The sequence below is a fragment of the Klebsiella sp. FDAARGOS_511 genome (assembly GCF_003812845.1).
Classification (GTDB): domain Bacteria; phylum Pseudomonadota; class Gammaproteobacteria; order Enterobacterales; family Enterobacteriaceae; genus Klebsiella; species Klebsiella grimontii.
Genome location: NZ_CP033823.1, coordinates 32,950 through 53,667 on the forward strand (window position 1 = coordinate 32,950; position 20,718 = coordinate 53,667).

21 protein-coding genes and 3 pseudogenes are annotated in these 20,718 nt (G+C 53.1%); 18 read left to right on the forward strand and 6 right to left on the reverse strand.

What is annotated here, in order from left to right; translation table 11 throughout:
• Nucleotides 1-147: 147 nt before the first annotated feature.
• From EGY08_RS00165 to arsC, 10 genes and pseudogenes are all read left to right on the forward strand, one after another.
• The gene (locus tag EGY08_RS00165) at nucleotides 148-438 is read left to right on the forward strand and encodes a nucleotidyltransferase family protein (protein ID WP_001247892.1); all 291 of its coding nucleotides are present in this window, start codon (nucleotides 148-150) and stop codon (nucleotides 436-438) included.
• Nucleotides 435-836 (forward strand): DUF86 domain-containing protein, encoded by a 402-nt coding sequence (locus tag EGY08_RS00170; RefSeq protein WP_001293886.1) that lies wholly within the window; start codon nucleotides 435-437, stop codon nucleotides 834-836. Before EGY08_RS00165 ends, EGY08_RS00170 begins: the two co-directional genes overlap by 4 nt.
• Nucleotides 826-1,182: a cupin domain-containing protein gene (locus EGY08_RS00175; protein WP_000215515.1), complete on the forward strand. Its 357-nt coding sequence runs from the start codon at nucleotides 826-828 to the stop codon at nucleotides 1,180-1,182. Before EGY08_RS00170 ends, EGY08_RS00175 begins: the two co-directional genes overlap by 11 nt.
• A 254-nt stretch (nucleotides 1,183-1,436) precedes the next feature.
• The gene (locus tag EGY08_RS00180) at nucleotides 1,437-1,763 is read left to right on the forward strand and encodes a hypothetical protein (RefSeq protein ID WP_003100858.1); all 327 of its coding nucleotides are present in this window, start codon (nucleotides 1,437-1,439) and stop codon (nucleotides 1,761-1,763) included.
• Complete coding sequence (locus EGY08_RS00185) at nucleotides 1,760-2,260, forward strand: hypothetical protein (RefSeq protein ID WP_003100856.1); 501 nt, start codon at nucleotides 1,760-1,762, stop codon at nucleotides 2,258-2,260. Before EGY08_RS00180 ends, EGY08_RS00185 begins: the two co-directional genes overlap by 4 nt.
• Nucleotides 2,257-2,628 carry a hypothetical protein gene (locus tag EGY08_RS00190; RefSeq protein WP_003100853.1) on the forward strand — a complete coding sequence of 124 codons (372 nt, stop codon included), beginning with the start codon at nucleotides 2,257-2,259 and terminating at the stop codon, nucleotides 2,626-2,628. Before EGY08_RS00185 ends, EGY08_RS00190 begins: the two co-directional genes overlap by 4 nt.
• Nucleotides 2,622-3,179 (forward strand): recombinase family protein, encoded by a 558-nt coding sequence (locus EGY08_RS00195; protein WP_003100847.1) that lies wholly within the window; start codon nucleotides 2,622-2,624, stop codon nucleotides 3,177-3,179. Before EGY08_RS00190 ends, EGY08_RS00195 begins: the two co-directional genes overlap by 7 nt.
• Nucleotides 3,180-3,210: 31 nt before the next feature.
• Nucleotides 3,211-4,689 (forward strand): annotated as a pseudogene (gene arsA, locus EGY08_RS00200) (arsenical pump-driving ATPase); the annotation flags it as partial.
• Between the two features lie 47 nt (nucleotides 4,690-4,736).
• Nucleotides 4,737-6,026, forward strand: coding sequence for an arsenite efflux transporter membrane subunit ArsB (arsB, locus tag EGY08_RS00205; protein ID WP_064352060.1), 1,290 nt, complete (start codon nucleotides 4,737-4,739; stop codon nucleotides 6,024-6,026).
• 12 nt (nucleotides 6,027-6,038) lie between these two features.
• Complete coding sequence (arsC, locus tag EGY08_RS00210) at nucleotides 6,039-6,464, forward strand: glutaredoxin-dependent arsenate reductase (RefSeq protein ID WP_064352061.1); 426 nt, start codon at nucleotides 6,039-6,041, stop codon at nucleotides 6,462-6,464.
• 386 nt (nucleotides 6,465-6,850) lie between these two features.
• Here the strand turns inward: arsC and EGY08_RS00220 are convergent.
• A pseudogene (locus EGY08_RS00220) lies at nucleotides 6,851-7,476 on the reverse strand (transposase); the annotation flags it as partial.
• A 436-nt stretch (nucleotides 7,477-7,912) separates the two neighbouring features.
• Between EGY08_RS00220 and EGY08_RS00230 the strand changes: the two are divergent.
• The 3 genes and pseudogenes from EGY08_RS00230 to EGY08_RS00240 form a co-directional block, all read left to right on the forward strand.
• Nucleotides 7,913-8,749: an EAL domain-containing protein gene (locus EGY08_RS00230; RefSeq protein WP_049099364.1), complete on the forward strand. Its 837-nt coding sequence runs from the start codon at nucleotides 7,913-7,915 to the stop codon at nucleotides 8,747-8,749.
• Between the two features lie 180 nt (nucleotides 8,750-8,929).
• Entirely contained in the window at nucleotides 8,930-9,544 is a 615-nt protein-coding gene (locus EGY08_RS00235; protein WP_017146648.1) for a hypothetical protein, read from the forward strand.
• A 71-nt stretch (nucleotides 9,545-9,615) separates the two neighbouring features.
• Nucleotides 9,616-9,732, forward strand: a pseudogene (locus EGY08_RS00240) (transcriptional regulator); the annotation flags it as partial.
• Between the two features lie 67 nt (nucleotides 9,733-9,799).
• Here the strand turns inward: EGY08_RS00240 and EGY08_RS00245 are convergent.
• From EGY08_RS00245 to EGY08_RS00265, 5 genes are read right to left on the reverse strand one after another with little or no spacing between them, the layout of a single operon-like run.
• Nucleotides 9,800-10,765, reverse strand: a complete 966-nt coding sequence (locus EGY08_RS00245; RefSeq protein ID WP_004118146.1) for a DMT family transporter — start codon at nucleotides 10,763-10,765, stop codon at nucleotides 9,800-9,802.
• Complete coding sequence (locus EGY08_RS00250; RefSeq protein ID WP_004206594.1) at nucleotides 10,762-11,580, reverse strand: amino acid ABC transporter ATP-binding protein; 819 nt, start codon at nucleotides 11,578-11,580, stop codon at nucleotides 10,762-10,764. Before EGY08_RS00250 ends, EGY08_RS00245 begins: the two co-directional genes overlap by 4 nt.
• A gap of 4 nt (nucleotides 11,581-11,584) precedes the next feature.
• Complete coding sequence (locus tag EGY08_RS00255) at nucleotides 11,585-12,247, reverse strand: amino acid ABC transporter permease (RefSeq protein ID WP_064352036.1); 663 nt, start codon at nucleotides 12,245-12,247, stop codon at nucleotides 11,585-11,587.
• Nucleotides 12,244-12,915: an amino acid ABC transporter permease gene (locus EGY08_RS00260; RefSeq protein WP_032439641.1), complete on the reverse strand. Its 672-nt coding sequence runs from the start codon at nucleotides 12,913-12,915 to the stop codon at nucleotides 12,244-12,246. The genes EGY08_RS00255 and EGY08_RS00260 overlap by 4 nt, the downstream gene beginning before the upstream one ends.
• A 23-nt stretch (nucleotides 12,916-12,938) precedes the next feature.
• The gene (locus EGY08_RS00265; protein ID WP_004206591.1) at nucleotides 12,939-13,787 is read right to left on the reverse strand and encodes a transporter substrate-binding domain-containing protein; all 849 of its coding nucleotides are present in this window, start codon (nucleotides 13,785-13,787) and stop codon (nucleotides 12,939-12,941) included.
• A gap of 155 nt (nucleotides 13,788-13,942) precedes the next feature.
• On the opposite strand from EGY08_RS00265, the gene EGY08_RS00270 reads away from it, so the two are divergent.
• From EGY08_RS00270 to fecA, 5 genes are all read left to right on the forward strand, one after another.
• On the forward strand, nucleotides 13,943-14,896 hold the full coding sequence (locus tag EGY08_RS00270) for a LysR substrate-binding domain-containing protein (protein ID WP_123828066.1): 954 nt from the start codon (nucleotides 13,943-13,945) through the stop codon (nucleotides 14,894-14,896).
• Between the two features lie 86 nt (nucleotides 14,897-14,982).
• Complete coding sequence (locus EGY08_RS00275; RefSeq protein WP_004206589.1) at nucleotides 14,983-16,200, forward strand: aminopeptidase P family protein; 1,218 nt, start codon at nucleotides 14,983-14,985, stop codon at nucleotides 16,198-16,200.
• A gap of 633 nt (nucleotides 16,201-16,833) precedes the next feature.
• Nucleotides 16,834-17,355: an RNA polymerase sigma factor FecI gene (gene fecI, locus EGY08_RS00285; RefSeq protein ID WP_004118235.1), complete on the forward strand. Its 522-nt coding sequence runs from the start codon at nucleotides 16,834-16,836 to the stop codon at nucleotides 17,353-17,355.
• The gene (gene fecR / locus EGY08_RS00290; RefSeq protein ID WP_064352034.1) at nucleotides 17,352-18,305 is read left to right on the forward strand and encodes a ferric citrate uptake sigma factor regulator FecR; all 954 of its coding nucleotides are present in this window, start codon (nucleotides 17,352-17,354) and stop codon (nucleotides 18,303-18,305) included. Before fecI ends, fecR begins: the two co-directional genes overlap by 4 nt.
• An 86-nt stretch (nucleotides 18,306-18,391) precedes the next feature.
• Nucleotides 18,392-20,716: a TonB-dependent Fe(3+) dicitrate receptor FecA gene (gene fecA / locus EGY08_RS00295; protein ID WP_040238737.1), complete on the forward strand. Its 2,325-nt coding sequence runs from the start codon at nucleotides 18,392-18,394 to the stop codon at nucleotides 20,714-20,716.
• The last annotated feature ends 2 nt before the right edge of the window (nucleotides 20,717-20,718 follow it).

Genomic DNA, 20,718 nt, shown 5'->3' on the forward strand with positions numbered 1-20,718 from the left:
CTTCTTGAAAACGTAGGTTTGTGACAAGCCCGCCAAGGCAACCGGCGCGGCACGGGAATCAAGGCATTGCGATTCTCGAAAATAGTTCTTGAAATTCTATTCTTGATTGCATATCATCTCAACGAGTTTCGATAAGAAAGGATGCGCATGCGACCGTCTGTTGTGCTTGACATGAAGCGAAGCGCAGTGCGTGAAGCGGTAGGCCGCTTTCGCGCCGCGAACCCGCGCGTCTTCGGCTCGGTGCTGCATGGCACCGACCGGGATGGCAGCGACCTCGACCTGTTGGTCGATGCGCTGCCCGGTGCCACGTTGTTGGACTTGGGCGATTTGGAAGAAGAACTGAAATCGCTGCTCGGCGTTGACGTCGATCTGCTGACTCCCGGCGACCTGCCGCCGAAGTTCCGGGCCAAGGTGCTCGCGGAGGCGCAACCGATATGAGCGAGAACCGCCTGCCCGATTACCTCGACCACATTCAGCAGGCCGCAACCGATGCGCGCAGCTTCGTGGAAGGGATGGCCAAGGACGACTTCTTGGCCGACAAGCGCACCCAGCAGGCCGTCATCATGAGCCTGATCGTCATCGGCGAGGCGGCCACAAAGGTGATGGATGGCTACGTCGAGTTCACCCAGGCGCATGCCGACGTGCCGTGGCGCAGCATGCGCAATATGCGTAATCGCATGGCTCACGGCTATTTCGACATCAACCTCGATGTGGTGTGGGAGACGGTACAGGAATGGCTGCCGGCGTTGCTCCAGCAATTGCCCGCCGTGCGTCAGGATGCCGACGATGAAGACCGTAACGACAACTGTGAAAGAGGGATCTCCGATGACTGTTGAATCGAGAATATTTTCTGTAGCCGAGTATGTTCAGCCGTCCGAAGGCGAGCCTATTCGTTCCGTTGTGCTTGAAACCCGAGACTCAATTATCGTGGTTTGGCATGTCCATCCCGGGCAGGAAATTGCGGCTCACATTCATCCTCACGGCCAAGACACGTGGACTGTTTTGTCGGGAATGGCTGATTACTTTCAGGGCAATGGGATTGTTCGTGCCCTCAGGGAAGGTGAGATAGCCGTGGCAAGACCGGGCCAAGTGCACGGGGCGCGAAATACAGGTACCGAGCCATTTGTGTTAGTCTCGGTTGTGGCATCAGCCAATGCCGGTTTCGTATTGGCTGAGCGATAGAGCCCAATCTCTGGAGTTGGTCCAATGAGCGGTCGGGGAGATAGGTAACAGACATGCAGCGGACACGGCTGCTAAACCAGGTCGCAAACCTCCTTGCGTCGCAGCGTGCCGCAAGCGACGCGATCAATCGAATGGGGTCGGCATGAGACTGAACACCATCCAGTTCCCGACCGCGTAGCCGCCTGTCCTGCCGATCAGGTCTTGACCATCGACGCCTGGGATCAGTCCTGAATGTTCTTGGAGACCACTACGTTATGAGCCGCAGCCGCCGCAAAACACCCATCGTCGGGCACACGACCTGCGGCAGCGAGCGCGAGGACAAGAAGCTCTGGCATCAGCGCTGGCGCACCCGTGAGCGCACGGCGCTGACCAGCGCGTCGCCCGAAGCCCTGAGCGCCCATCTGCCCCTGCTGGAAAACCAGGCCAGCAGCGTCTGGTCGATGGGCAAGGATGGCCGCTCCTACTGGCCCGTCAAGCGCCAGGCCGCCACGGCGGATCGCATCGCCAATCACAAGGGACGCAACCCGCAAGAACGCGCCTCCCTGAAAAAGCGCCTGCTGCGCAAGTGGATGAGCAAATGAAGCTCTCCTTCCATCAGCACATTGCGCTGTTCTGGATGATCGGTGCTCCGGGCGTCTTCGCGCCCGTGATCGAGAACGCCAAGCGGCCCGATGCCGGCGCCGTCATGGCGTGGGGTGTCGCGATCGTGGCGGTGATGATCCTCTTCACCCCTTTGCTGCTGCGCTGTCCACCATTCCGGCGCTGGTATGGCCGGACGGATGCGCTGTCGGAGCGGCAGCGCCAGGCGCTTGCCGAGCGCGGCCTGCGCCGCTACTACCAGACCGCTTTCGATGACGGCTACGTGCCCCGCGTGATGCCCTACGTGTGGCGCATCATCTGGACGGTCGGCGGGTTGATGGCTGTGACCGCCGTACTGCCTACCAACACCGGACGGCCAGCCTTCGATGCCTTGGTGGTCTTCTCGACCTGGTATCCGATAGGCGTGATGCTGCTGGTTTTCGCGTCGAGGCCCCTTGGCCGGTTGATTCGCCAAAGAGCACAGGAGCGGCGGAAATGAGCACGTCAACCATCGAGGCGCTGGCCAGCGCCTGGGCAAGGATTGCCGAGGAAGCGGAATTCCCCGCTGACTACGAGGGGACTGCCACACCACAAGCGCATCGGGCTAGCGAAGCTATTCAGGAGCAGATTCGGGAGCGCATCGTCGCCACCAACGACATGCGGCTGTTCAGCCTGCTGCACCTGCTGGGTCAGGCGTCGCTGCGCATGGAGCAAGCGCTGTGGCCGGAGGATTACGAGCGGATGACGCGCGAGGTTGAGGAAGCCCTGCGGCAAGCCACCGACGCCAACGCCAGATCGTACACCCACGAAGAAGTGATGCAGGCGATGCAGGAACGCATCGACCGGGCGCGAGACAAGCCATGTTGATTGGCTATGCGCGCGTCTCGACGCAGGATCAGAACCTGGAGCTGCAACGCGAAGCCTTGAGCAAGGCCGGATGTAAAAAGGTCTTCGAGGACAAGGTGAGTGGCACGCGGGCAGACCGGCCTGGCTTGGCCAAGACGCTCGAAATGCTGCGCGAAGGCGATACTTTGGTCGTCTGGAAGCTCGACCGGCTGGGCCGGTCGGTCAAGCAACTGGTCGATCTGGTCGGCGATCTGCACAAGCACGGTGTCCAGTTCAGGAGCCTCACCGACTCCATCGACACCGGCACACCATCCGGGCGGTTCTTCTTCCACGTCATGGCGAGCCTTGCCGAAATGGAGCGCGAGCTGACCGTCGAGCGCACCCGCGCCGGGCTGGAAGTCGCCAAGCAGCTCGGCCGCAAAGGCGGCCGCAAGCCGAAGATGACCGACAGCAAGATCGAGTCGGCCAAGAAGCTGCTGGCCAGCGGGGTGCCGCCCAAGGACGTGGCCAAGAACCTCGGCGTGTCCATTCCGACGCTGTACCGCTGGGTGCCAGCCTCCACGCACGCTTAGCGTGCTTTATTTTCCGTTTTCTGAGACGACCCCTATTAAAGGTCTTTTGCCTGATGACGTTGTTAACAGCATCAGTGAACAGCTTTCAGGAGCTTGTACGACAGAGATTGCTGCGTTCGACGAGTTTACTGGCTTACTGACCGATACTTCTCTGCTGACCCGCTTCGATCACATCATTTTTGATACTGCCCCAACCGGCCACACTATTCGTCTTCTTCAGCTTCCCGGAGCCTGGAGCAGCTTCATTGAAAGTAACCCTGATGGTGCCTCCTGTCTTGGGCCGATGGCGGGGCTGGAAAAGCAACGCGAACAATACGCTCATGCCGTTGAAGCATTATCCGATCCTGAACGAACTCGCCTGGTGCTGGTCACGCGATTGCAAAAATCAACACTACAGGAAGTCGGGCGTACTCATGACGAATTATCAGCTATTGGCCTTAAAAATCAGTATTTAGTCATTAACGGTGTTCTGCCAGCTAGCGAAGCAGAACGTGATGCACTGGCCGCCGTAATATGGCAACGAGAGCAAGAGGCGCTGGCAAATCTTCCTACCGGGTTATCTGATTTGCCGACAGACAACTTATACCTTCAGCCGCTGAACATGGTTGGTGTGCCCGCATTGAAAGGCCTGCTCAACGAACACGCTGAGATAGCATTGCTTCCTGAACAAAGCATACAAAACAAACCAGAGAATATGTCGTTCTCTGTCCTGGTCGATGATATCGCCCGCAGTGAACACGGTCTGATTATGCTGATGGGCAAAGGCGGTGTGGGTAAAACCACAATGGCTGCGGCTATCGCCATCAGTCTGGCGGATAAGGGTTTTGATGTGCATCTAACCACCTCAGATCCTGCTGCACATCTCAGTACAACGCTGAATGGCAGCCTCAAAAATCTGCAGGTCAGCCGAATCAACCCTCAAGATGAAACCGAACGCTATCGTCAGCATGTTCTGGAGACGAAAGGCAGGGATCTTGATGAGGCCGGAAAGCGGCTGCTCGAAGAGGATTTACGTTCTCCTTGCACAGAAGAGATTGCGGTGTTCCAGGCGTTCTCACGCGTAATCCGTGAAGCAGGCAAACGGTTTGTGGTCATGGATACGGCACCGACCGGGCATACGCTATTACTGCTTGATGCTACCGGGGCTTATCACCGTGAGATTGCTAAGAAGATGGGGAATAAAGTTCATTTTACCACTCCGATGATGCAGCTTCAGGACCCGGAACGCACCAAAGTCCTGCTGGTTACTCTGCCTGAAACCACTCCGGTACTGGAAGCGGCAAACCTGCAGTCCGATCTTGAGCGTGCGGGGATTCATCCCTGGGGCTGGATTATCAATAACAGCCTCTCTATTGCACAGACTCATTCACCACTGCTGTGTCTGCGTGCTCAACAAGAACTTCCTCAGATCGAGGCTGTGAAGAACCAGCATGCAAGGCGCATAGCGTTAGTACCCCTAATGGCATCAGAGCCTAATGGCATCGAGAAACTCAGAGAGTTGGCAGTTTAATTTTTTGGCATACACAGGGCGGCAGAGCAGTCCTGTCTGGAGGATTTATGTTACTGGCAGGCGCTATTTTTGTCCTGACCATTGTTTTGGTTATCTGGCAACCAAAGGGATTAGGGATCGGCTGGAGTGCAATGCTGGGCGCAGGACTGGCTCTGATATCTGGCGTTGTGCATGTGGGCGATATTCCGGTGGTGTGGAATATTGTCTGGAACGCGACGGCGACCTTTATTGCCGTGATTATTATCAGCCTGCTGCTTGATGAATCAGGCTTTTTCGAATGGGCGGCATTGCATGTTTCGCGCTGGGGTAACGGTCGTGGCCGTTTGCTCTTTACGTATATCGTTCTGCTCGGTGCAGCGGTGGCGGCACTGTTTGCCAACGATGGGGCGGCACTTATTCTGACGCCGATAGTCATCGCCATGCTGCTGGCATTAGGGTTCAGCAAAGGCACCATGCTGGCATTCGTCATGGCGGCCGGGTTTATTGCCGATACGGCCAGCCTGCCGCTTATCGTGTCGAACCTGGTGAATATCGTCTCGGCGGACTTCTTTGGACTGGGCTTCACTGAGTATGCGTCGGTAATGGTGCCGGTGGATATTGCCGCTATTATCGCTACGCTGGTGATGCTGCATCTGTTCTTCCGCGAAGATATTCCGCCGACTTACGACCTGGCTCTCCTGAAAGCACCGGCAAAAGCGATTAAAGATCTGGCAACCTTCAGAACCGGCTGGATAGTGTTGAGCCTTCTTCTGGTTGGCTTTTTCGTCCTTGAGCCGTTGGGTATCCCGGTCAGCGCGATTGCTGCTGTAGGGGCTGTCATTCTGTTTATGGTGGCGAAGCGAGGCCATGCCATTAACACAGGCAAAGTGCTTCGCGGTGCGCCATGGCAGATCGTCATATTCTCTTTGGGAATGTATCTGGTGGTCTATGGTCTGCGTAATGCCGGACTAACAGAATACCTCTCCGGTGTACTGAACGTGCTGGCAGATAAAGGACTTTGGGCAGCGACGTTTGGTACCGGCTTCCTGACGGCTTTCCTGTCTTCCATAATGAACAATATGCCTACCGTGCTGGTTGGTGCTCTCTCTATTGATGGCAGCACTGCAACAGGCGTTATCAAAGAGGCGATGATTTATGCCAACGTGATTGGCTGCGATCTGGGACCGAAAATTACACCTATTGGTAGCCTGGCAACGCTGCTCTGGCTGCATGTCCTTTCACAGAAGAACATGACCATCACCTGGGGATACTATTTCCGCACCGGGATCGTCATGACTCTGCCTGTGCTGTTTGTAACGCTGGCCGCGCTGGCGCTACGTCTCTCTATCACTTTGTAATGAGATACTGATATGAGCAACATTACCATCTATCACAACCCAGCCTGCGGCACGTCGCGTAATACGCTAGAGATGATCCGCAACAGCGGTACTGAACCGACCGTTATTCTTTATCTTGAGACTCCACCTTCACGCTATGAGCTGGTCAAACTAATTGCAGATATGGGCATTTCCGTCCGGGCGTTGCTTCGTAAGAATGTCGAGCCGTATGAGGAACTGGGTCTTGCAGAAGATAAATTTACTGACGACCAGCTCATCGACTTTATGCTGCAACATCCGATTCTGATTAACCGTCCGATTGTAGTGACGCCACTGGGAACTAAACTTTGCCGTCCTTCGGAGGTGGTTCTGGATATCCTTCCTGATGCCCAGAAAGCGGCTTTCACCAAGGAAGACGGTGAAAAAGTCGTTGATGATGCAGGTAACAGACTGAAATAAATGCGGTCTGGTGATGAAGGGCGAGAAGAACTCGCCCATTTTTATATAAAAAATCAGTGCTAACGGATGATCAGAAGCGGTTGTGAGGTATTTTGCAGCATTCCAGCGGTATGGCTACCGATTAAGAATCGCCGCAATCTGGAATGGCCGTAGACCCCATGATTATCAAATCGACATCATTTTCCTCTGCGTAACGAATAAGCATATCCCTGACTGACGGCCCAGAAAGATGCATTGTGCTGTTTTTAGACTGGCCCCTGAATCTCCAGACAACCAATATCACTTAAATAAGTGATAGTCTTAATACTAGTTTTTAGACTAGTCATTGGAGAACAGATGATTGATGTCTTAGGGCCGGAGAAACGCAGACGGCGTACTACACAGGGCTCGCTCATTATCCTGTAAAGCCGTTTGGCATTCACAGGTGGCTGTCCCTCTGTGCGACGTTGCTTGCGCAGGATGCCCCACACGCGTCGATAACCATAACTCGGCATATCGCTGATAATGTTGAGGATAGCCGACAGTATTTCTGCGTCTGCTTCTTCATTACGCCGGTTACAGCGCCTGTCCTGCCAGTCGGCAGAACGGTTAATCCGCAGTGACAGTTGCGCACGCGACACGCCCATGGTCCGGCTGACCATGGCTATTCCCCGTCCTTTGGCAACAAGGGCGCGTGCGCTATCCATTTTCGCGACTGACCGTACTCCACGGCTTCTTTCAGGATCTCAACTTCCATCGTCTTCTTGCCCAGAAGGCGCTGAAGCTCCCGGACCTGCTTCAGAGCAGCAGTAAGCTCAGAAGCAGGAACGACTTCCTCTCCAGCCGCAACGGCGGTGAGGCTGCCTTCCTGATATTGCTTCTTCCACTTAAACAGCAGGCTGGGCTGGATACCATGCAGGCGGGCGACATGGGAGACATTCATACCCGGCTCCATCGTCTGCTGGATAATGGCGATCTTCTCCTGAGGAGTTTTACGTTTACGGACTTCTTGCCCTAACAGGATCCCGGTCATCTCAAAATTGGCGTTAGTGTTAGACATATATTCAAGCCTACCTCTTATCTGGAGATACAGCTACTGTCCGGTGTTTCAGGGGGCTACATCAGGCAAATCCACTTCGCGGGAAGGAGTGTGGCTTTTTGGTATTAAGCTTATGGATGATATATCCGTCAATGGATATATTTCTGAAGGTATTATGGTGACCCTATCACCATTTGTCTTCAGACGATTCGAAACTGATATGTATTCAAAAAACTTTAGCGCTGTTGTCGGAAATAGTAAGCATGACAGGCATTACTTCAATATAGGACCTGATGCTCCTCTTCTTGATCGGCATGATAGCGTTCCACTAAGGTTTAGAGTGTTTAGGGCATGTAGCCTACATTATGATCTCTGTGTTGCAGGAGGTGGGTATTTTACGGGGATATTTTCAGAGCACTGGAGCATACAAATGTTATTAGTAACAGTGTCACTACTTTCCGGTTTAATGATTTATATTCTCATTATGAACAGAGCAGAACTCAATAGTTCACTATCTGCAAGGTTTGTAAAGGCTTTGAAAAATGAAGCCCTGTCGCTGGTCTATCAACCTATTTACAGAATTGAAGACGGACAGATCTGCGGATTTGAGGCCTTGCTCAGATGGAAAGATGAAAGACTCGGGAATATTAACCCTGAAGTATTTATACCGCTTTCTGAAAGGGAAGGGTTGCAGGAGGATGTGACTTTATTCGTCATTGACCATGCTATCCGAGAATTTATCCATACTGCTATTCAGAATGAAATATTTTTAAGCGTAAACATTAATCCAAGCGATCTTGACTCAGAAAAATTCAGGGATAAACTACTAGGATTAATTTCTGAATATAATATCCCATATAAAACAATCCTTCTTGAAATTACGGAGCGTCAAGGAGGGGATTTTGAAGGTATGAAAATTCACATTGATAAATATAAAAATCATGGTGTCAGGTTTGCCATCGATGACTTTGGGACAGGATATTCTAATCTTAATCTGGTAGCTGCGCTTGATGTAGATGAAATAAAAATAGACAAATCGCTAACTAGTGCTATTGGTACTGAATCTTTACGATATGATCTTCTTCCCGGACTGCATGAGATGTTCCGCTCCATTGCAGATAAGATTGTGTTTGAGGGTGTAGAGACTCAGGAGCAGGTGAACTATCTGAAGACGTTCTGGCCACAGAGTTATGCTCAGGGCTGGTATTACTCCAGAGCGCTTCCGCTGGAAGAAGCGAGAAAACTTACCATCCGGGAATTGAACTGACCGGCACTTTCAGCGCAAACACTCAGCAATTGCTTGCCGATCAGCTGGTAGAAATTGAAGGGCAGTGTAATCACCTTGATGTAGCCCCCTCAGTTTGAAGCGGCCTACCGCGACCTGCTTTCCATCCGTACAGAAGATGATCTGACCCGGATTTTGCTGCGTAATGCACAGTACCTCCGCATGCGAACCAGCCAGGTTCTGCCACGGGGACAGCAGTTCTACGGCGGGACTGCGCTGTATTTTGCCCTGTTCTGCGATGTCGCCGGTCGTGATGAACAGACGATTGAAGCCTTCTGGGCCAGTATCGCGCGTTTCTGGGGAGCCTGGTATCGTCGGCAGGATTATTATCAGCAGATCAACCAGCTGCGCGGAGTCATGGGCAAGGCGCCGGCGAATGGTCTCAGCGAGGCGCATGCGGTGGGCGTTTACAGCCGGGTCGCAGTGTTTCAGGATGAAAGCGGCCAGAAAGGACACAGTCAGGTGCTGCTGACCCTTCGCACAGAGAATACGCAGGCGCTGCCGGCAGGCGAGTTCGATCAGTTTGAGTTGCCGTTCTGTAATGGTCACATTCTGGTGCCTGATCCGGGCTATGGCGCCCCCGTTGTTTTTCTCAACAATGTACTCGGCCTGGGGTTCCGCTTCCGGGAAGGAACCTGCTCCATGCACTGCTACACTGTGGAGGACGCCCGGCTCGGGGCTACCCAGACACTGACGGAAGTGGCGGAAGCGCTCGTCAGTAATGTTGATGCTCCCCTGCGGGCCTACGCTGCAACCATCCCGGTAAATCAGAGGTAGTTTCTGTAAAGGCCACGACCGTGTGGTCTTTCACTGCATGTGCAGCAACTGGATACCGGGGCTGGCTGTGAATTTTCTTGACGGCTGAGGCGTTTGAGACACTGGTCCGGGAATTCACCACGAAATGTGAAGAGGGTTCTTTGGACGGGGCCCTGACCGGACTTCGCTGTCTGTACGGAGAGCGCTGAATGATTTGTTAAGTGAATTTGTGCAGTATACATTCTGTACATGTACGCGAATCTGATTAAGCCATCATCAGCTACCCTTGACTTCCGGACTATTACCTGCGTAGCCGCGACGGCTGAGCTGATGGTAATGTACCGTGACCAGAACCCCGCCCAGCAACAGTAAAATGGCGGCAGTTTCCTGCAGATCCGGAATGCGCTGTGAATAGATAAAACCATATAGCAGCGCGAAAAGGGTTTCAAAAACCACCATCTGCCCTGTCAGTGATACCGGAAGACGCCGGGAACAGAGATTCCACGCCAGATATCCCAGCCATGAGGAGACCACGGCTAACATCATGTTCGTTATCCAAAAGAGCGTTTGAGTGTGTTCCGGTAACGACAAGTCAACTGCAGAAAACCTGAATATACTGGCGATGAGCCACAGCAGTACCGAAATACATCCCGTACACAGGCCTATCAGGAGCGACCACTGGTTGCTGTTGTAAGGGAGGTTTTTCAGACAGCGGGAGTTCTCGACAGCGTAACGGCTCCAGCACAGTAATGCAGCGAAGGCACAAAGCATCCCCAGCATCTGCCGTTTTCCTTCTGTAACTTGGTGCGAGGATGTTTGTAGCGCATGCAGATTAATCAGCACCACTCCGGCAATGATAGCCGCCATCGGCAGCAATAATTGCCTGAAGGGCGGCGCATGCTGGTCCCTGCGACCAAGCACCGGAACCATCACCGGAATTAAACCTATCACTAACGATGTCGCGGCAATACCGACCTGCTTTACGGCCACCGCGACGAGCAGAAAATAGAGGACATTGCTCATCAGCGAAAGACGGATCAGCGTCAGCAGATCGCGATGATGCCAGACGCGGGCAATGTTGCGCCATTGAGGTATAAGTAATATTGCCGCCAGTATTCCATAGGTAGCAAAGCGACCGCAGGTTAACAGCAGTGGTGAGATCTCGGGTAGCAGTACCGGTGGCAGGAAGATGAATCCCCAGCATGCGCCAGCCAGGGCGCCAAATATAATCCCCTGCTTCATGCTGACTCCTGAAATGCCGTTTCAGGTAATCTCGTCCCCGACTGACGCTCACTCCACGACGACAAAAAATACTGCAGCCGCGGGCTTTTCGGCCGATGGAACAGTTGCGCCGGCGGTCCCTGCTCTTCAATGCAGCCATCGGCAAGAAACAGCACACGATCGGAGACTTTTGCGGCAAACCCCATCTCATGGGTCACAATCATCATGGTCATACCATCATCGGCAAGATTTCGGATGACCTTTAGCACCTCCCCGACCAGCTCCGGATCAAGCGCTGAAGTCGGTTCATCGAACAACATAATGGCGGGTTTCATGGTCAATGCCCGGGCGATGGCAACGCGCTGCTGCTGACCACCGGATAGCATCGCGGGCCAGCTATCGGCTTTGTCTGCCAGACCAACCCGCGCCAGCTGCTTTTTCGCTTCGGCGTAGGCTGCTTCACGGGAGACCTTTTTAACCCGTCGCAACGGCGTGGCTACGTTATCGAGTACCGTCATATGCGGCCACAGATTAAACTGCTGAAAGACCATACAGACGTCGCGTAACGCCTTACGGTTTTCCTTGTCGCTTAAACGCCGGCGTTTTTCGCCGCTGAGTGGTTCATAGCCGACGCACTCGCCATTCACCACAATGCTGCCGGAGCTGTAATCCTCCAAAAAGTTAATGCAGCGTAACAGCGTGGATTTACCCGACCCTGAGCCGCCAATCACGCAAATGACTTCTCCGGGAGTAATGCTGACATTGATGCCACGTAAAACATGGTTTTCGCCATAATATTTATTGAGGCTGTTAATCTCAATAGCATAATCACGCATACTATTAACCTCGGCTTAATTGAGAATAAGAATAATGACGCTCTATTTTATTACCCAAACGGGAGATACCGATCGCGATTCCCCAATAGACAATGGCCATTAAGGAGTAGATTTCAACCATCGCATAGGTCTGGTTGGCAATGGCCATGGCGGTATTGGTGAGTTCACCAACCGTAATAATCGACAGCATCGACGACTCTTTTACCAGAATAACGCTCTGACCAATAAGTGGCTGGATAATTCTCGCGAACATTTGCGGCCAGACAATGAAAGTAAATATTTGCCACGGACTTAAACCAAGGTCTGCCGCCGCTTCGCTTTGTCCGCCAGAGACAGCATTGCGACCTGCACGGAATATTTCCGAAAAATAAGCGGAACCATAACAGCCCAGGCACAGTACTCCGACCTGTTGGGCCTCGAGGTTAATACCAATATAGGGCCCACCATAAAAGACTAAAAATAGCTGTACCAGTAACGGCGTGCCGCGAAAAACATTAATCCATGTATGGTATATCACATTAAGTAGCGCTGGTTTTTGTCTTTCGAGGAGAAAAAAACACAGACCGATCGCCAGCCCCAGCAGGATACCGCCGAGGCTCATTTTTAGGGTCATTAAAATACCGGCGGCGATGGCATCTTTATAGGTAAAAAGTATCTCAACATTCATTTTGCTAATACCCTTTTAGCCGAAGATGAGCGGTTTTTCTCTAACCTGACGCCAGCGATACTCAGCCCCCATGAGGTCAGGAAATAAAGGAGCCCACATGCCGTATAAAACTCCAGCGGCCGATAGGTGGTTGAGGCCAACGTTTGCGTCACTCTCATCAACTCATGGACCGCCACCACCGAGACCAGTGCCGAATTTTTGATAATATCAATGGTTTCATTAATCAATGCCGGCATCATGGTACGCAACACCTGCGGCATCTGAATATAAAACAGGGTTTGCGCCGCTGAAAAGCCAAAATCTCGTGCTGCCTCCAGCTGGCCTTTGGGTAACATGTTAAAACCGGCCCGAAGAATCTCCCCCTGAAAGGCCGCGGTATTTAATGAGAGGGCAACAACCGCCGCCAGCAATGGCGAAAGCGTGATCCCCACGGCCGGCAAAGCATAAAATATTAATATCAACTGGACCAGTAACGGCGTGCCACGGTAAAAACTGACATAGATTTTGCAAAAACAGCGCACGAGACGCTGCGGAGAATTTAACCCCAGACAAATTAACCAACCGAGGATCAATCCTGTGACAATTGCGCTCAGTGATACAGCCAGAGTACTGAGCACGCCGATTAATAGCTGAGGGAAATAGGGAAACACCACCGAAATATCAAACATATTGCCCTCCAGTATCCATCAAATTAGTTTGCCGGGGTTGGAACTTGCTCTGGAACGGCCATAGAAAAACCCAGCCATTTGGTTTGTAGCTGCGCCAGTTTTCCCGATTTATTCAACTGCACAATGCCGTCGCTGACAAATTTGACCAGTGAGGCGCTATCCGCATCTTTTCTTCCGGCCCATGCATACCAGGTGGCCGGGCCAAACGGCGGGCGTACAATTTCAAACGTATCACCACGTGTCTTCACCAACGGCGCGAGGTTCGGCAGCGATTGCACAACCGCGTCAACACGATGTGCCGCCAATGCCGCGTAAGCTTCGTTATAATCAATAAAGGCTTTTATTTCTTTAACGCCGTGACCGGTGGTGGGTTTAAGTACCGATGCTTCATACTCTTTTAGCACAGCAATCTGCGGCGCCCCGGCCTGACTGGCGACAATCATGCCCTGGAGATCTTTGGCGCTGTTAATACGGCTATCCCCTTTGCGTTTCAGAATGGCTACGCTGGCGTCAGAAAAGGGAGCGGTAAAGGCGAATTTAGCTTCACGATCGCGGGTGATGGTTAAAGAGGTTGCCACAAAGTCGAATCGTTTGCTTTCCAGTCCGGGTAAAATCCCCTGAAATGGAATATCCAGCTGAACCACTTTCACCCCGGGTAATCCCTTCATGACTTCCGTGAGAATATCTTTTCCCAGACCGACTATTTTGCCATCTTCAAGCATTTCAAAAGGGGCATAGCGCGCTTCTGTGGCAATCACTATTTCTTTTTTTTGCTTAATATCATCCAGCAAATCAGCCTGGGCAGTGGGTATCATTAATGGTGAAAGTTGTATGACAGACATTGACAGTAACAGCCACAGTTTATTTTTCATGAGATTTCTCCGCGAATTTGAATGACGCTGATAATATTTATTCATTCTCTTAGCGGCGACAAACGGTGGTTTCTAACTGATAACTATTAGCACGGCTAATGGTGCCTTTGGCATGAATAGTGCTTATTGCAGGTTATTTAGCAACAGAGAAACCGATGATGCAACCTAAACCAGGTTTGCCGTCCCTGGACGGTTTGCGCTACTTTGATGCCGCGGCGCGTAATCTTAGTTTTACCCGTGCCGCGCAGGAACTTTTTCTTACTCAGAGTGCGGTAAGCCAGAAAATTCAATTACTTGAACAACATCTTGGCTATCTTGTCTTTCGCCGGACTCCCGCAGGGTTACGCTTAACCCCGCAGGGTGAACAGCTGTTTATCGGGGTGCATCAGGCATTTTCCATCCTTGAAACCACGCTGCACCAAACCGGTGAAGAAACTCTTGAGGGCACCATAAAGATTCGGGTTATGCCGTCCTTTGCAACCAAATGGCTGCTTCCCCGATTACATCAGTTTTATGAGCAGTACCCTGTCAGTCTGGAAATTGATGCCGATATGACACCCGCCAATTTTAAATCTGACGCAGTCGATATCGCCATTACTCCTTTTTGGGTTGACGATAAAAATTTAATTCAACGACACCTGTTCAATGATGTGATCTATCCTGTGATCAGCCCGGATTTGATGAAAAACCGACCTCTGAAAAATTACAGCGATCTCTGCGGTTTACGCTTACTACATGATTCCATGCCGCAAAATGCCTATAGCACCCACTGGCGATCTTATTTTGCCCGCCTCGGGCTCTATGACCTGGATGTTGAGGCTGGAACCGGCTTTTCCCGTGCCGACCTCGTGCTCCAGGCCGCCTGCGCCGGACAAGGGGTCGCCTTAAGTCGTCACTCTTTGTGTGCAACGGAGGTTCGCAATGGCGCACTGATACGCCCTTTTACAGATATCGTCGAAGACGGACAGGTGTGGTTAACCTGTCCGCGTAATAATGAGAAACGGCCACGCGTTCAGGCGTTGATCAACTGGCTGACGGAGGAAACCGCGCGTCATATTGCAGAACGCAAGCAAATCCTCAGTGAATATACACTGCATAAGGCCAGCTAATGACGACAAATTAATAATCTCCGTTTGTCGCAAGATATCGTTTTCCAGATGATGACAACACGCCATTATCAACAACGGAGTTTATCATGAGCATGCCAGATATTATTGAATTAGCTAATGGACAAAAAGTAAAAGGAACGTTCAGCACCCATGAAATGCAGCGCCGACTGTCAGGATTACGCGCCATCATGGAGGCAGATAGTATTGATGCAGTTATTTTAACCTCGGTTCATAATATTAATTATTACGGCGATTTTTTATATTGTAGCTTTGGACGCCAGTATGCCCTGGTGGTGACGCCGAGCCAGTCATTTTTAATTACCACCAATATCGATGGCGGCCAGGGATGGCGTCGTAGCTACGGTGCAAATATCGTTTACACGGACTGGCAGCGTGATAACTATTACCGGGCAGTGCGCAAAGTGGTTCCTGATGATAGCCGGCGGATTGCCCTTGAAGGCGACCATGTGACGATCGAACAGCGTGCTAAATTTTGTCATTACTTAACCCAGACAGAGTTTGTTGATATTGCCCCGGCGACGATGCGTATGCGCATGATTAAGTCTGCCGAAGAGATCGCGCTTATTAAATTTGGTGCCCAGGTCGCCGACCTCGGGGGTGCGGCATGTATCGAGGCGATTGCCGAAAATGTTCCCGAGTATGAAATCGCACTGGCGGCCACGTCAGCGATGACCCGGGAAATCGCGAAACGCCTGCCGCATGTTGAATTGCGTGATACCTGGACGTGGTTTCAGTCTGGCTTGAATACTGATGGAGCACACCATCCGGTGACATCCCGTCGTCTCAAGGCAGGCGATATTTTATCGCTGAACTGTTTTCCAATGATTGCCGGCTACTATACCGCGCTGGAACGAACACTGTTCTTCGGTCAGCCCAGCGATGAGCAACTACGTTGCTGGGAGATCAACTGCGAAGTGCACCGCCGTGGGCAGGAGTTAATCCGTCCAGGCACACGTTGTTGCGACATTGCCGCCTCGCTTAATGAAATTTATCGCGAGCATGGTCTTCTGCAGTACCGGACCTTTGGTTATGGTCATTCGTTCGGCGTACTGAGTCACTATTATGGTCGTGAAGCCGGTTTAGAATTGCGCGAGGATATTGAGACCGTTTTGGCACCAGGAATGGTTGTCTCGATGGAGCCGATGATCATGCTGCCGGAGAGCATGCCGGGGCACGGTGGTTACCGCGAACACGATATCCTGGTCGTAACCGAAATGGCAGCAGAGAACATAACTCATTTCCCCTATGGTCCTGAGCATAATATTATTGCAGCTAATATATAAGCATGCCGAATGACTCCTGTGCTGCGCCTTGATAAGAAAATAATGAGCAGCAGATGGCATCGCACCGTCTCTGTTCGGCTGCATCCGGCTGGCAGACCGTGCCGGAGCATCACGCCCCGCTCTGGCAGCAGGTCAGTCAGGTGGAACCCGAAATCTGATTTATTCAACAAAGCCGCACCAAATCATCACTCGAAGATATTCAGGCATGGTACATCCGCGGCAAGCCCCTAATTTGTACTGAGGGGCAAAGTGAAAAAAGTTACTTTTTGTTGAAACGACAGTTAGCAATAACCCCCGCTTGCGGGGGCCATACCCACCAGGAGCAAACGCAGAAAGCCCGAGATACTTCTGCTGTACCGGGGGCTGGCGACATTTCAGGCAACACTCATAGTTGACATCCTCCCCGCCCTAAAGGGCGGGGAGGATGTCAATAATAGCAGACCACATCATGATGTCATTCTGACCGACAGATGCCAGAAGCAGAGGATCCATCCCATTTTATACCTACCTTATAACACTTAGAAAAACAACATGTTAAAAATGTTTATTGGAAACAATTTTATTTCCAATTGTAATGATAACCATTCTCATATTAATATGGCTACGTGATAATTAACTTTTGATGCACTCCGCATGTCTGACCGTGCCACTACCACAGCTTCCTTAACGTTCGAGTCGCTTTATGGCACCCATCACGGCTGGTTGAAAAGTTGGCTGACGCGCAAACTCCAGTCTGCCTTTGATGCAGATGACATTGCCCAGGACACTTTTTTGCGGGTAATGAGCAGCGAAACGCTCTCGACGATCCGCGATCCTCGCTCTTTCCTGTGCACTATCGCCAAACGCGTGATGGTGGACCTGTTTCGCCGAAACGCGCTGGAAAAAGCGTATCTGGAGATGCTGGCGCTTATGCCGGAGGGGGTAGCGCCTTCACCTGAGGAACGCGAAAGCCAGCTCGAGACCCTACAACTCGTCGACAGCATGCTGGACGGGCTAAACGGAAAAACACGTGAAGCGTTTCTGCTTTCGCAACTGGATGGCCTGACATACAGCGAGATTGCGCACAAACTCGGTGTTTCCGTCAGCTCCGTGAAAAAATACGTGGCGAAAGCCGTCGAGCACTGCCTGCTGTTTCGTCTGGAGCATGGGTTATGAATCCTTCGTTAACCGATTCCCGCCGTCAGGCGCTGCGTTCAGCTTCCCACTGGTATGCCGTGCTAAGCGGCGAGCGCGTCAGCCCACAACAGGAAGCGCGCTGGCAACAGTGGTATGAACAGGATCAGGATAACCAGTGGGCCTGGCAGCAGGTTGAAAACCTGCGCAACCAGCTTGGCGGTGTGCCTGGCGACGTTGCCAGCCGGGCGCTGCACGATACCCGCCTCACCCGCCGTCACGTGATGAAAGGATTACTGCTGTTGCTCGGCGCTGGCGGAGGCTGGCAACTCTGGCAGTCGGAAACCGGCGAAGGTCTGCGGGCAGATTACCGCACCGCCAAAGGCGCAGTCAGCCGTCAGCAACTGGAAGATGGCTCCCTGCTCACGCTGAATACCCAAAGCGCGGCGGATGTGCGTTTTGATGCGCATCAGCGCACCGTCCGGCTCTGGTACGGTGAAATCGCCATTACTACCGCGAAAGATGCGCAGCAACGCCCCTTCCGCGTCCTGACCCGTCAGGGCCAACTCACCGCTTTAGGGACAGAATTTACCGTCCGCCAGCATGATAATTTCACGCAGCTTGACGTGCAGCAGCACGCCGTGGAAGTGCTTCTCGCCAGTGCCCCCGCGCAAAAACGCATCGTGAACGCTGGTGAAAGCCTGCAGTTCAGCGCCTCTGAGTTTGGCGCAGTGAAACCGCTGGATGACGAGAGTACAAGCTGGACGAAGGGCATCCTGAGCTTCAGCGATAAACCGCTGGGTGAGGTGATAGCCACGCTAAGCCGTTACCGCAACGGCGTGCTGCGCTGCGATCCCGCCGTTGCCGGGCTGCGCCTGAGCGGGACGTTCCCGCTGAAAAATACCGATGCGATCCTGAACGTTATCGCTCAAACGCTTCCCGTTAAAATTCAGTCTATTACGCGGTACTGGATAAACATTTCACCGCTGTAAGAAAAATAATTCTCATTTCGATTGTCCTTTTTACCCTTCTCGTTCGACTCATAGCTGAACACAACAAAAATGATGATGGAGAAGGTATGACGCCGTTACGCGTTTTTCGTAAAACAACTCCTTTGGTTAACGCCATTCGCCTGAGCCTGCTGCCGCTGGCCGGTCTCTCGTTTTCCGCTTTTGCTGCACAGGTTGATATCGCACCGGGATCGCTCGACAAAGCGCTCAATCAGTATGCCGCACACAGCAGAATTACCCTCTCGGTTGACGCCAGCCTGACGCGCGGCAAGCAGAGCAACGGCCTGCACGGAGATTACGACGTCGAGAGCGGCCTGCAACAGCTGCTGGACGGCAGCGGACTGCAGGTAAAACCGCTGGGAAATAACAGCTGGACGCTGGAGACCGCGCCCGCGCCAAAAGAAGATGCCCTGACCGTGGTCGGCGACTGGCTGGGCGATGCGCGTGAAAACGACGTATTTGAACATGCTGGCGCGCGTGACGTGATCCGCCGTGAGGATTTCGCCAAAACCGGCGCAACCACCATGCGTGAGGTGCTTAACCGCATCCCTGGCGTCAGCGCGCCGGAAAACAACGGCACCGGCAGCCACGACCTGGCGATGAACTTTGGCATCCGGGGCCTGAACCCACGCCTCGCCAGCCGCTCGACCGTCCTGATGGACGGCATCCCCGTCCCCTTTGCCCCTTACGGTCAGCCGCAGCTTTCACTGGCTCCCGTTTCGCTCGGCAACATGGATGCCATTGACGTGGTGCGCGGTGGTGGTGCGGTGCGTTACGGACCGCAGAGCGTGGGCGGCGTGGTGAACTTTGTTACCCGCGCCATTCCGCAGGACTTTGGTATCGAGGCGGGGGTGGAAGGTCAGCTCAGCCCAACCTCTTCACAAAACAACCCGAAAGAGACGCACAACCTGATGGTGGGCGGCACAGCGGACAACGGTTTTGGCACCGCGCTGCTCTACTCCGGCACGCGCGGCAGTGACTGGCGCGAGCACAGCGCCACCCGCATCGACGACCTGATGCTGAAAAGCAAATATGCGCCGAATGAGGTGCACACCTTCAACAGCCTGCTGCAATATTACGATGGTGAAGCCGACATGCCCGGCGGCCTGTCCCGCGCGGATTACGACGCCGATCGCTGGCAATCCACCCGCCCGTATGACCGCTTCTGGGGCCGTCGCAAGCTGGCGAGCCTGGGCTACCAGTTCCAGCCGGACAGCCAGCATAAATTCAACATTCAGGGGTTCTACACCCAAACCCTGCGCAGCGGCTACCTGGAGCAAGGCAAACGCATCACCCTCTCGCCGCGTAACTACTGGGTGCGCGGTATTGAGCCACGCTACAGCCAGAGCTTTATGATCGGCCCTTCCGCGCACGAAGTGGGCGTGGGCTATCGCTATGTGAATGAATCAACGCATGAAATGCGTTACTACACCGCCACCAGCAGCGGGCAGTTGCCGTCCGGCTCAAGCCCTTACGACCGCGACACGCGTTCCGGCACCGAGGCGCACGCCTGGTATCTGGATGACAAAATCGACATCGGCAACTGGACCATCACGCCGGGTATGCGTTTCGAACATATCGAGTCATACCAGAACAACGCCATCAAAGGCACGCACGAAGAGGTGAGCTATAACGCACCGCTTCCGGCGTTGAACGTGCTCTATCACCTGACTGATAGCTGGAATCTTTATGCAAACACTGAAGGCTCGTTCGGCACCGTACAGTACAGCCAGATTGGCAAGGCTGTGCAAAGCGGCAATGTGGAACCGGAAAAAGCGCGAACCTGGGAACTCGGTACCCGCTACGACGACGGCGCGCTGACGGCGGAAATGGGGCTGTTCCTGATTAACTTTAACAATCAGTACGACTCCAACCAGACCAACGACACCGTCACTGCACGTGGCAAAACGCGCCATACCGGGCTGGAAACGCAGGCACGTTACGACCTGGGTACGCTAACGCCAACGCTTGATAACGTTTCCGTCTACGCCAGCTATGCGTATGTGAACGCGGAAATCCGCGAGAAAGGCGACACCTATGGCAATCAGGTGCCATTCTCCCCGAAACATAAAGGCACGCTGGGCGTGGACTACAAGCCGGGCAACTGGACGTTCAATCTGAACAGCGATTTCCAGTCCAGCCAGTTTGCGGATAACGCCAATACGGTGAAAGAGAGCGCCGACGGCAGTACCGGCCGCATTCCCGGCTTCATGCTCTGGGGCGCACGCGTGGCGTATGACTTTGGCCCGCAGATGGCAGATCTGAACCTGGCGTTCGGTGTGAAAAACATCTTCGACCAGGACTACTTCATCCGCTCTTATGACGACAACAACAAAGGCATCTACGCAGGCCAGCCGCGCACGCTGTATATGCAGGGGTCGTTGAAGTTCTGATG

Bases quoted from the DNA above. Each gene is read 5' to 3' on its own strand.
- EGY08_RS00275 (WP_004206589.1), top strand. From the start codon at position 14,983: ATGAGCATGCCAGATATTATTGAATTAGCTAATGGACAAAAAGTAAAA.
- EGY08_RS00235 (WP_017146648.1), top strand. From the start codon at position 8,930: ATGCGAACCAGCCAGGTTCTGCCACGGGGACAGCAGTTCTACGGCGGG.
- EGY08_RS00245 (WP_004118146.1), bottom strand. From the start codon at position 10,765: ATGAAGCAGGGGATTATATTTGGCGCCCTGGCTGGCGCATGCTGGGGA.
- arsB (WP_064352060.1), top strand. From the start codon at position 4,737: ATGTTACTGGCAGGCGCTATTTTTGTCCTGACCATTGTTTTGGTTATC.
- fecA (WP_040238737.1), top strand. From the start codon at position 18,392: ATGACGCCGTTACGCGTTTTTCGTAAAACAACTCCTTTGGTTAACGCC.
- EGY08_RS00190 (WP_003100853.1), top strand. From the start codon at position 2,257: ATGAGCACGTCAACCATCGAGGCGCTGGCCAGCGCCTGGGCAAGGATT.
- EGY08_RS00250 (WP_004206594.1), bottom strand. From the start codon at position 11,580: ATGCGTGATTATGCTATTGAGATTAACAGCCTCAATAAATATTATGGC.
- EGY08_RS00165 (WP_001247892.1), top strand. From the start codon at position 148: ATGCGACCGTCTGTTGTGCTTGACATGAAGCGAAGCGCAGTGCGTGAA.
- EGY08_RS00195 (WP_003100847.1), top strand. From the start codon at position 2,622: ATGTTGATTGGCTATGCGCGCGTCTCGACGCAGGATCAGAACCTGGAG.
- arsC (WP_064352061.1), top strand. From the start codon at position 6,039: ATGAGCAACATTACCATCTATCACAACCCAGCCTGCGGCACGTCGCGT.
- EGY08_RS00185 (WP_003100856.1), top strand. From the start codon at position 1,760: ATGAAGCTCTCCTTCCATCAGCACATTGCGCTGTTCTGGATGATCGGT.
- EGY08_RS00265 (WP_004206591.1), bottom strand. From the start codon at position 13,787: ATGAAAAATAAACTGTGGCTGTTACTGTCAATGTCTGTCATACAACTT.
- fecR (WP_064352034.1), top strand. From the start codon at position 17,352: ATGAATCCTTCGTTAACCGATTCCCGCCGTCAGGCGCTGCGTTCAGCT.
- EGY08_RS00175 (WP_000215515.1), top strand. From the start codon at position 826: ATGACTGTTGAATCGAGAATATTTTCTGTAGCCGAGTATGTTCAGCCG.
- fecI (WP_004118235.1), top strand. From the start codon at position 16,834: ATGTCTGACCGTGCCACTACCACAGCTTCCTTAACGTTCGAGTCGCTT.
- EGY08_RS00180 (WP_003100858.1), top strand. From the start codon at position 1,437: ATGAGCCGCAGCCGCCGCAAAACACCCATCGTCGGGCACACGACCTGC.
- EGY08_RS00260 (WP_032439641.1), bottom strand. From the start codon at position 12,915: ATGTTTGATATTTCGGTGGTGTTTCCCTATTTCCCTCAGCTATTAATC.
- EGY08_RS00270 (WP_123828066.1), top strand. From the start codon at position 13,943: ATGATGCAACCTAAACCAGGTTTGCCGTCCCTGGACGGTTTGCGCTAC.
- EGY08_RS00170 (WP_001293886.1), top strand. From the start codon at position 435: ATGAGCGAGAACCGCCTGCCCGATTACCTCGACCACATTCAGCAGGCC.
- EGY08_RS00255 (WP_064352036.1), bottom strand. From the start codon at position 12,247: ATGAATGTTGAGATACTTTTTACCTATAAAGATGCCATCGCCGCCGGT.
- EGY08_RS00230 (WP_049099364.1), top strand. From the start codon at position 7,913: ATGTTATTAGTAACAGTGTCACTACTTTCCGGTTTAATGATTTATATT.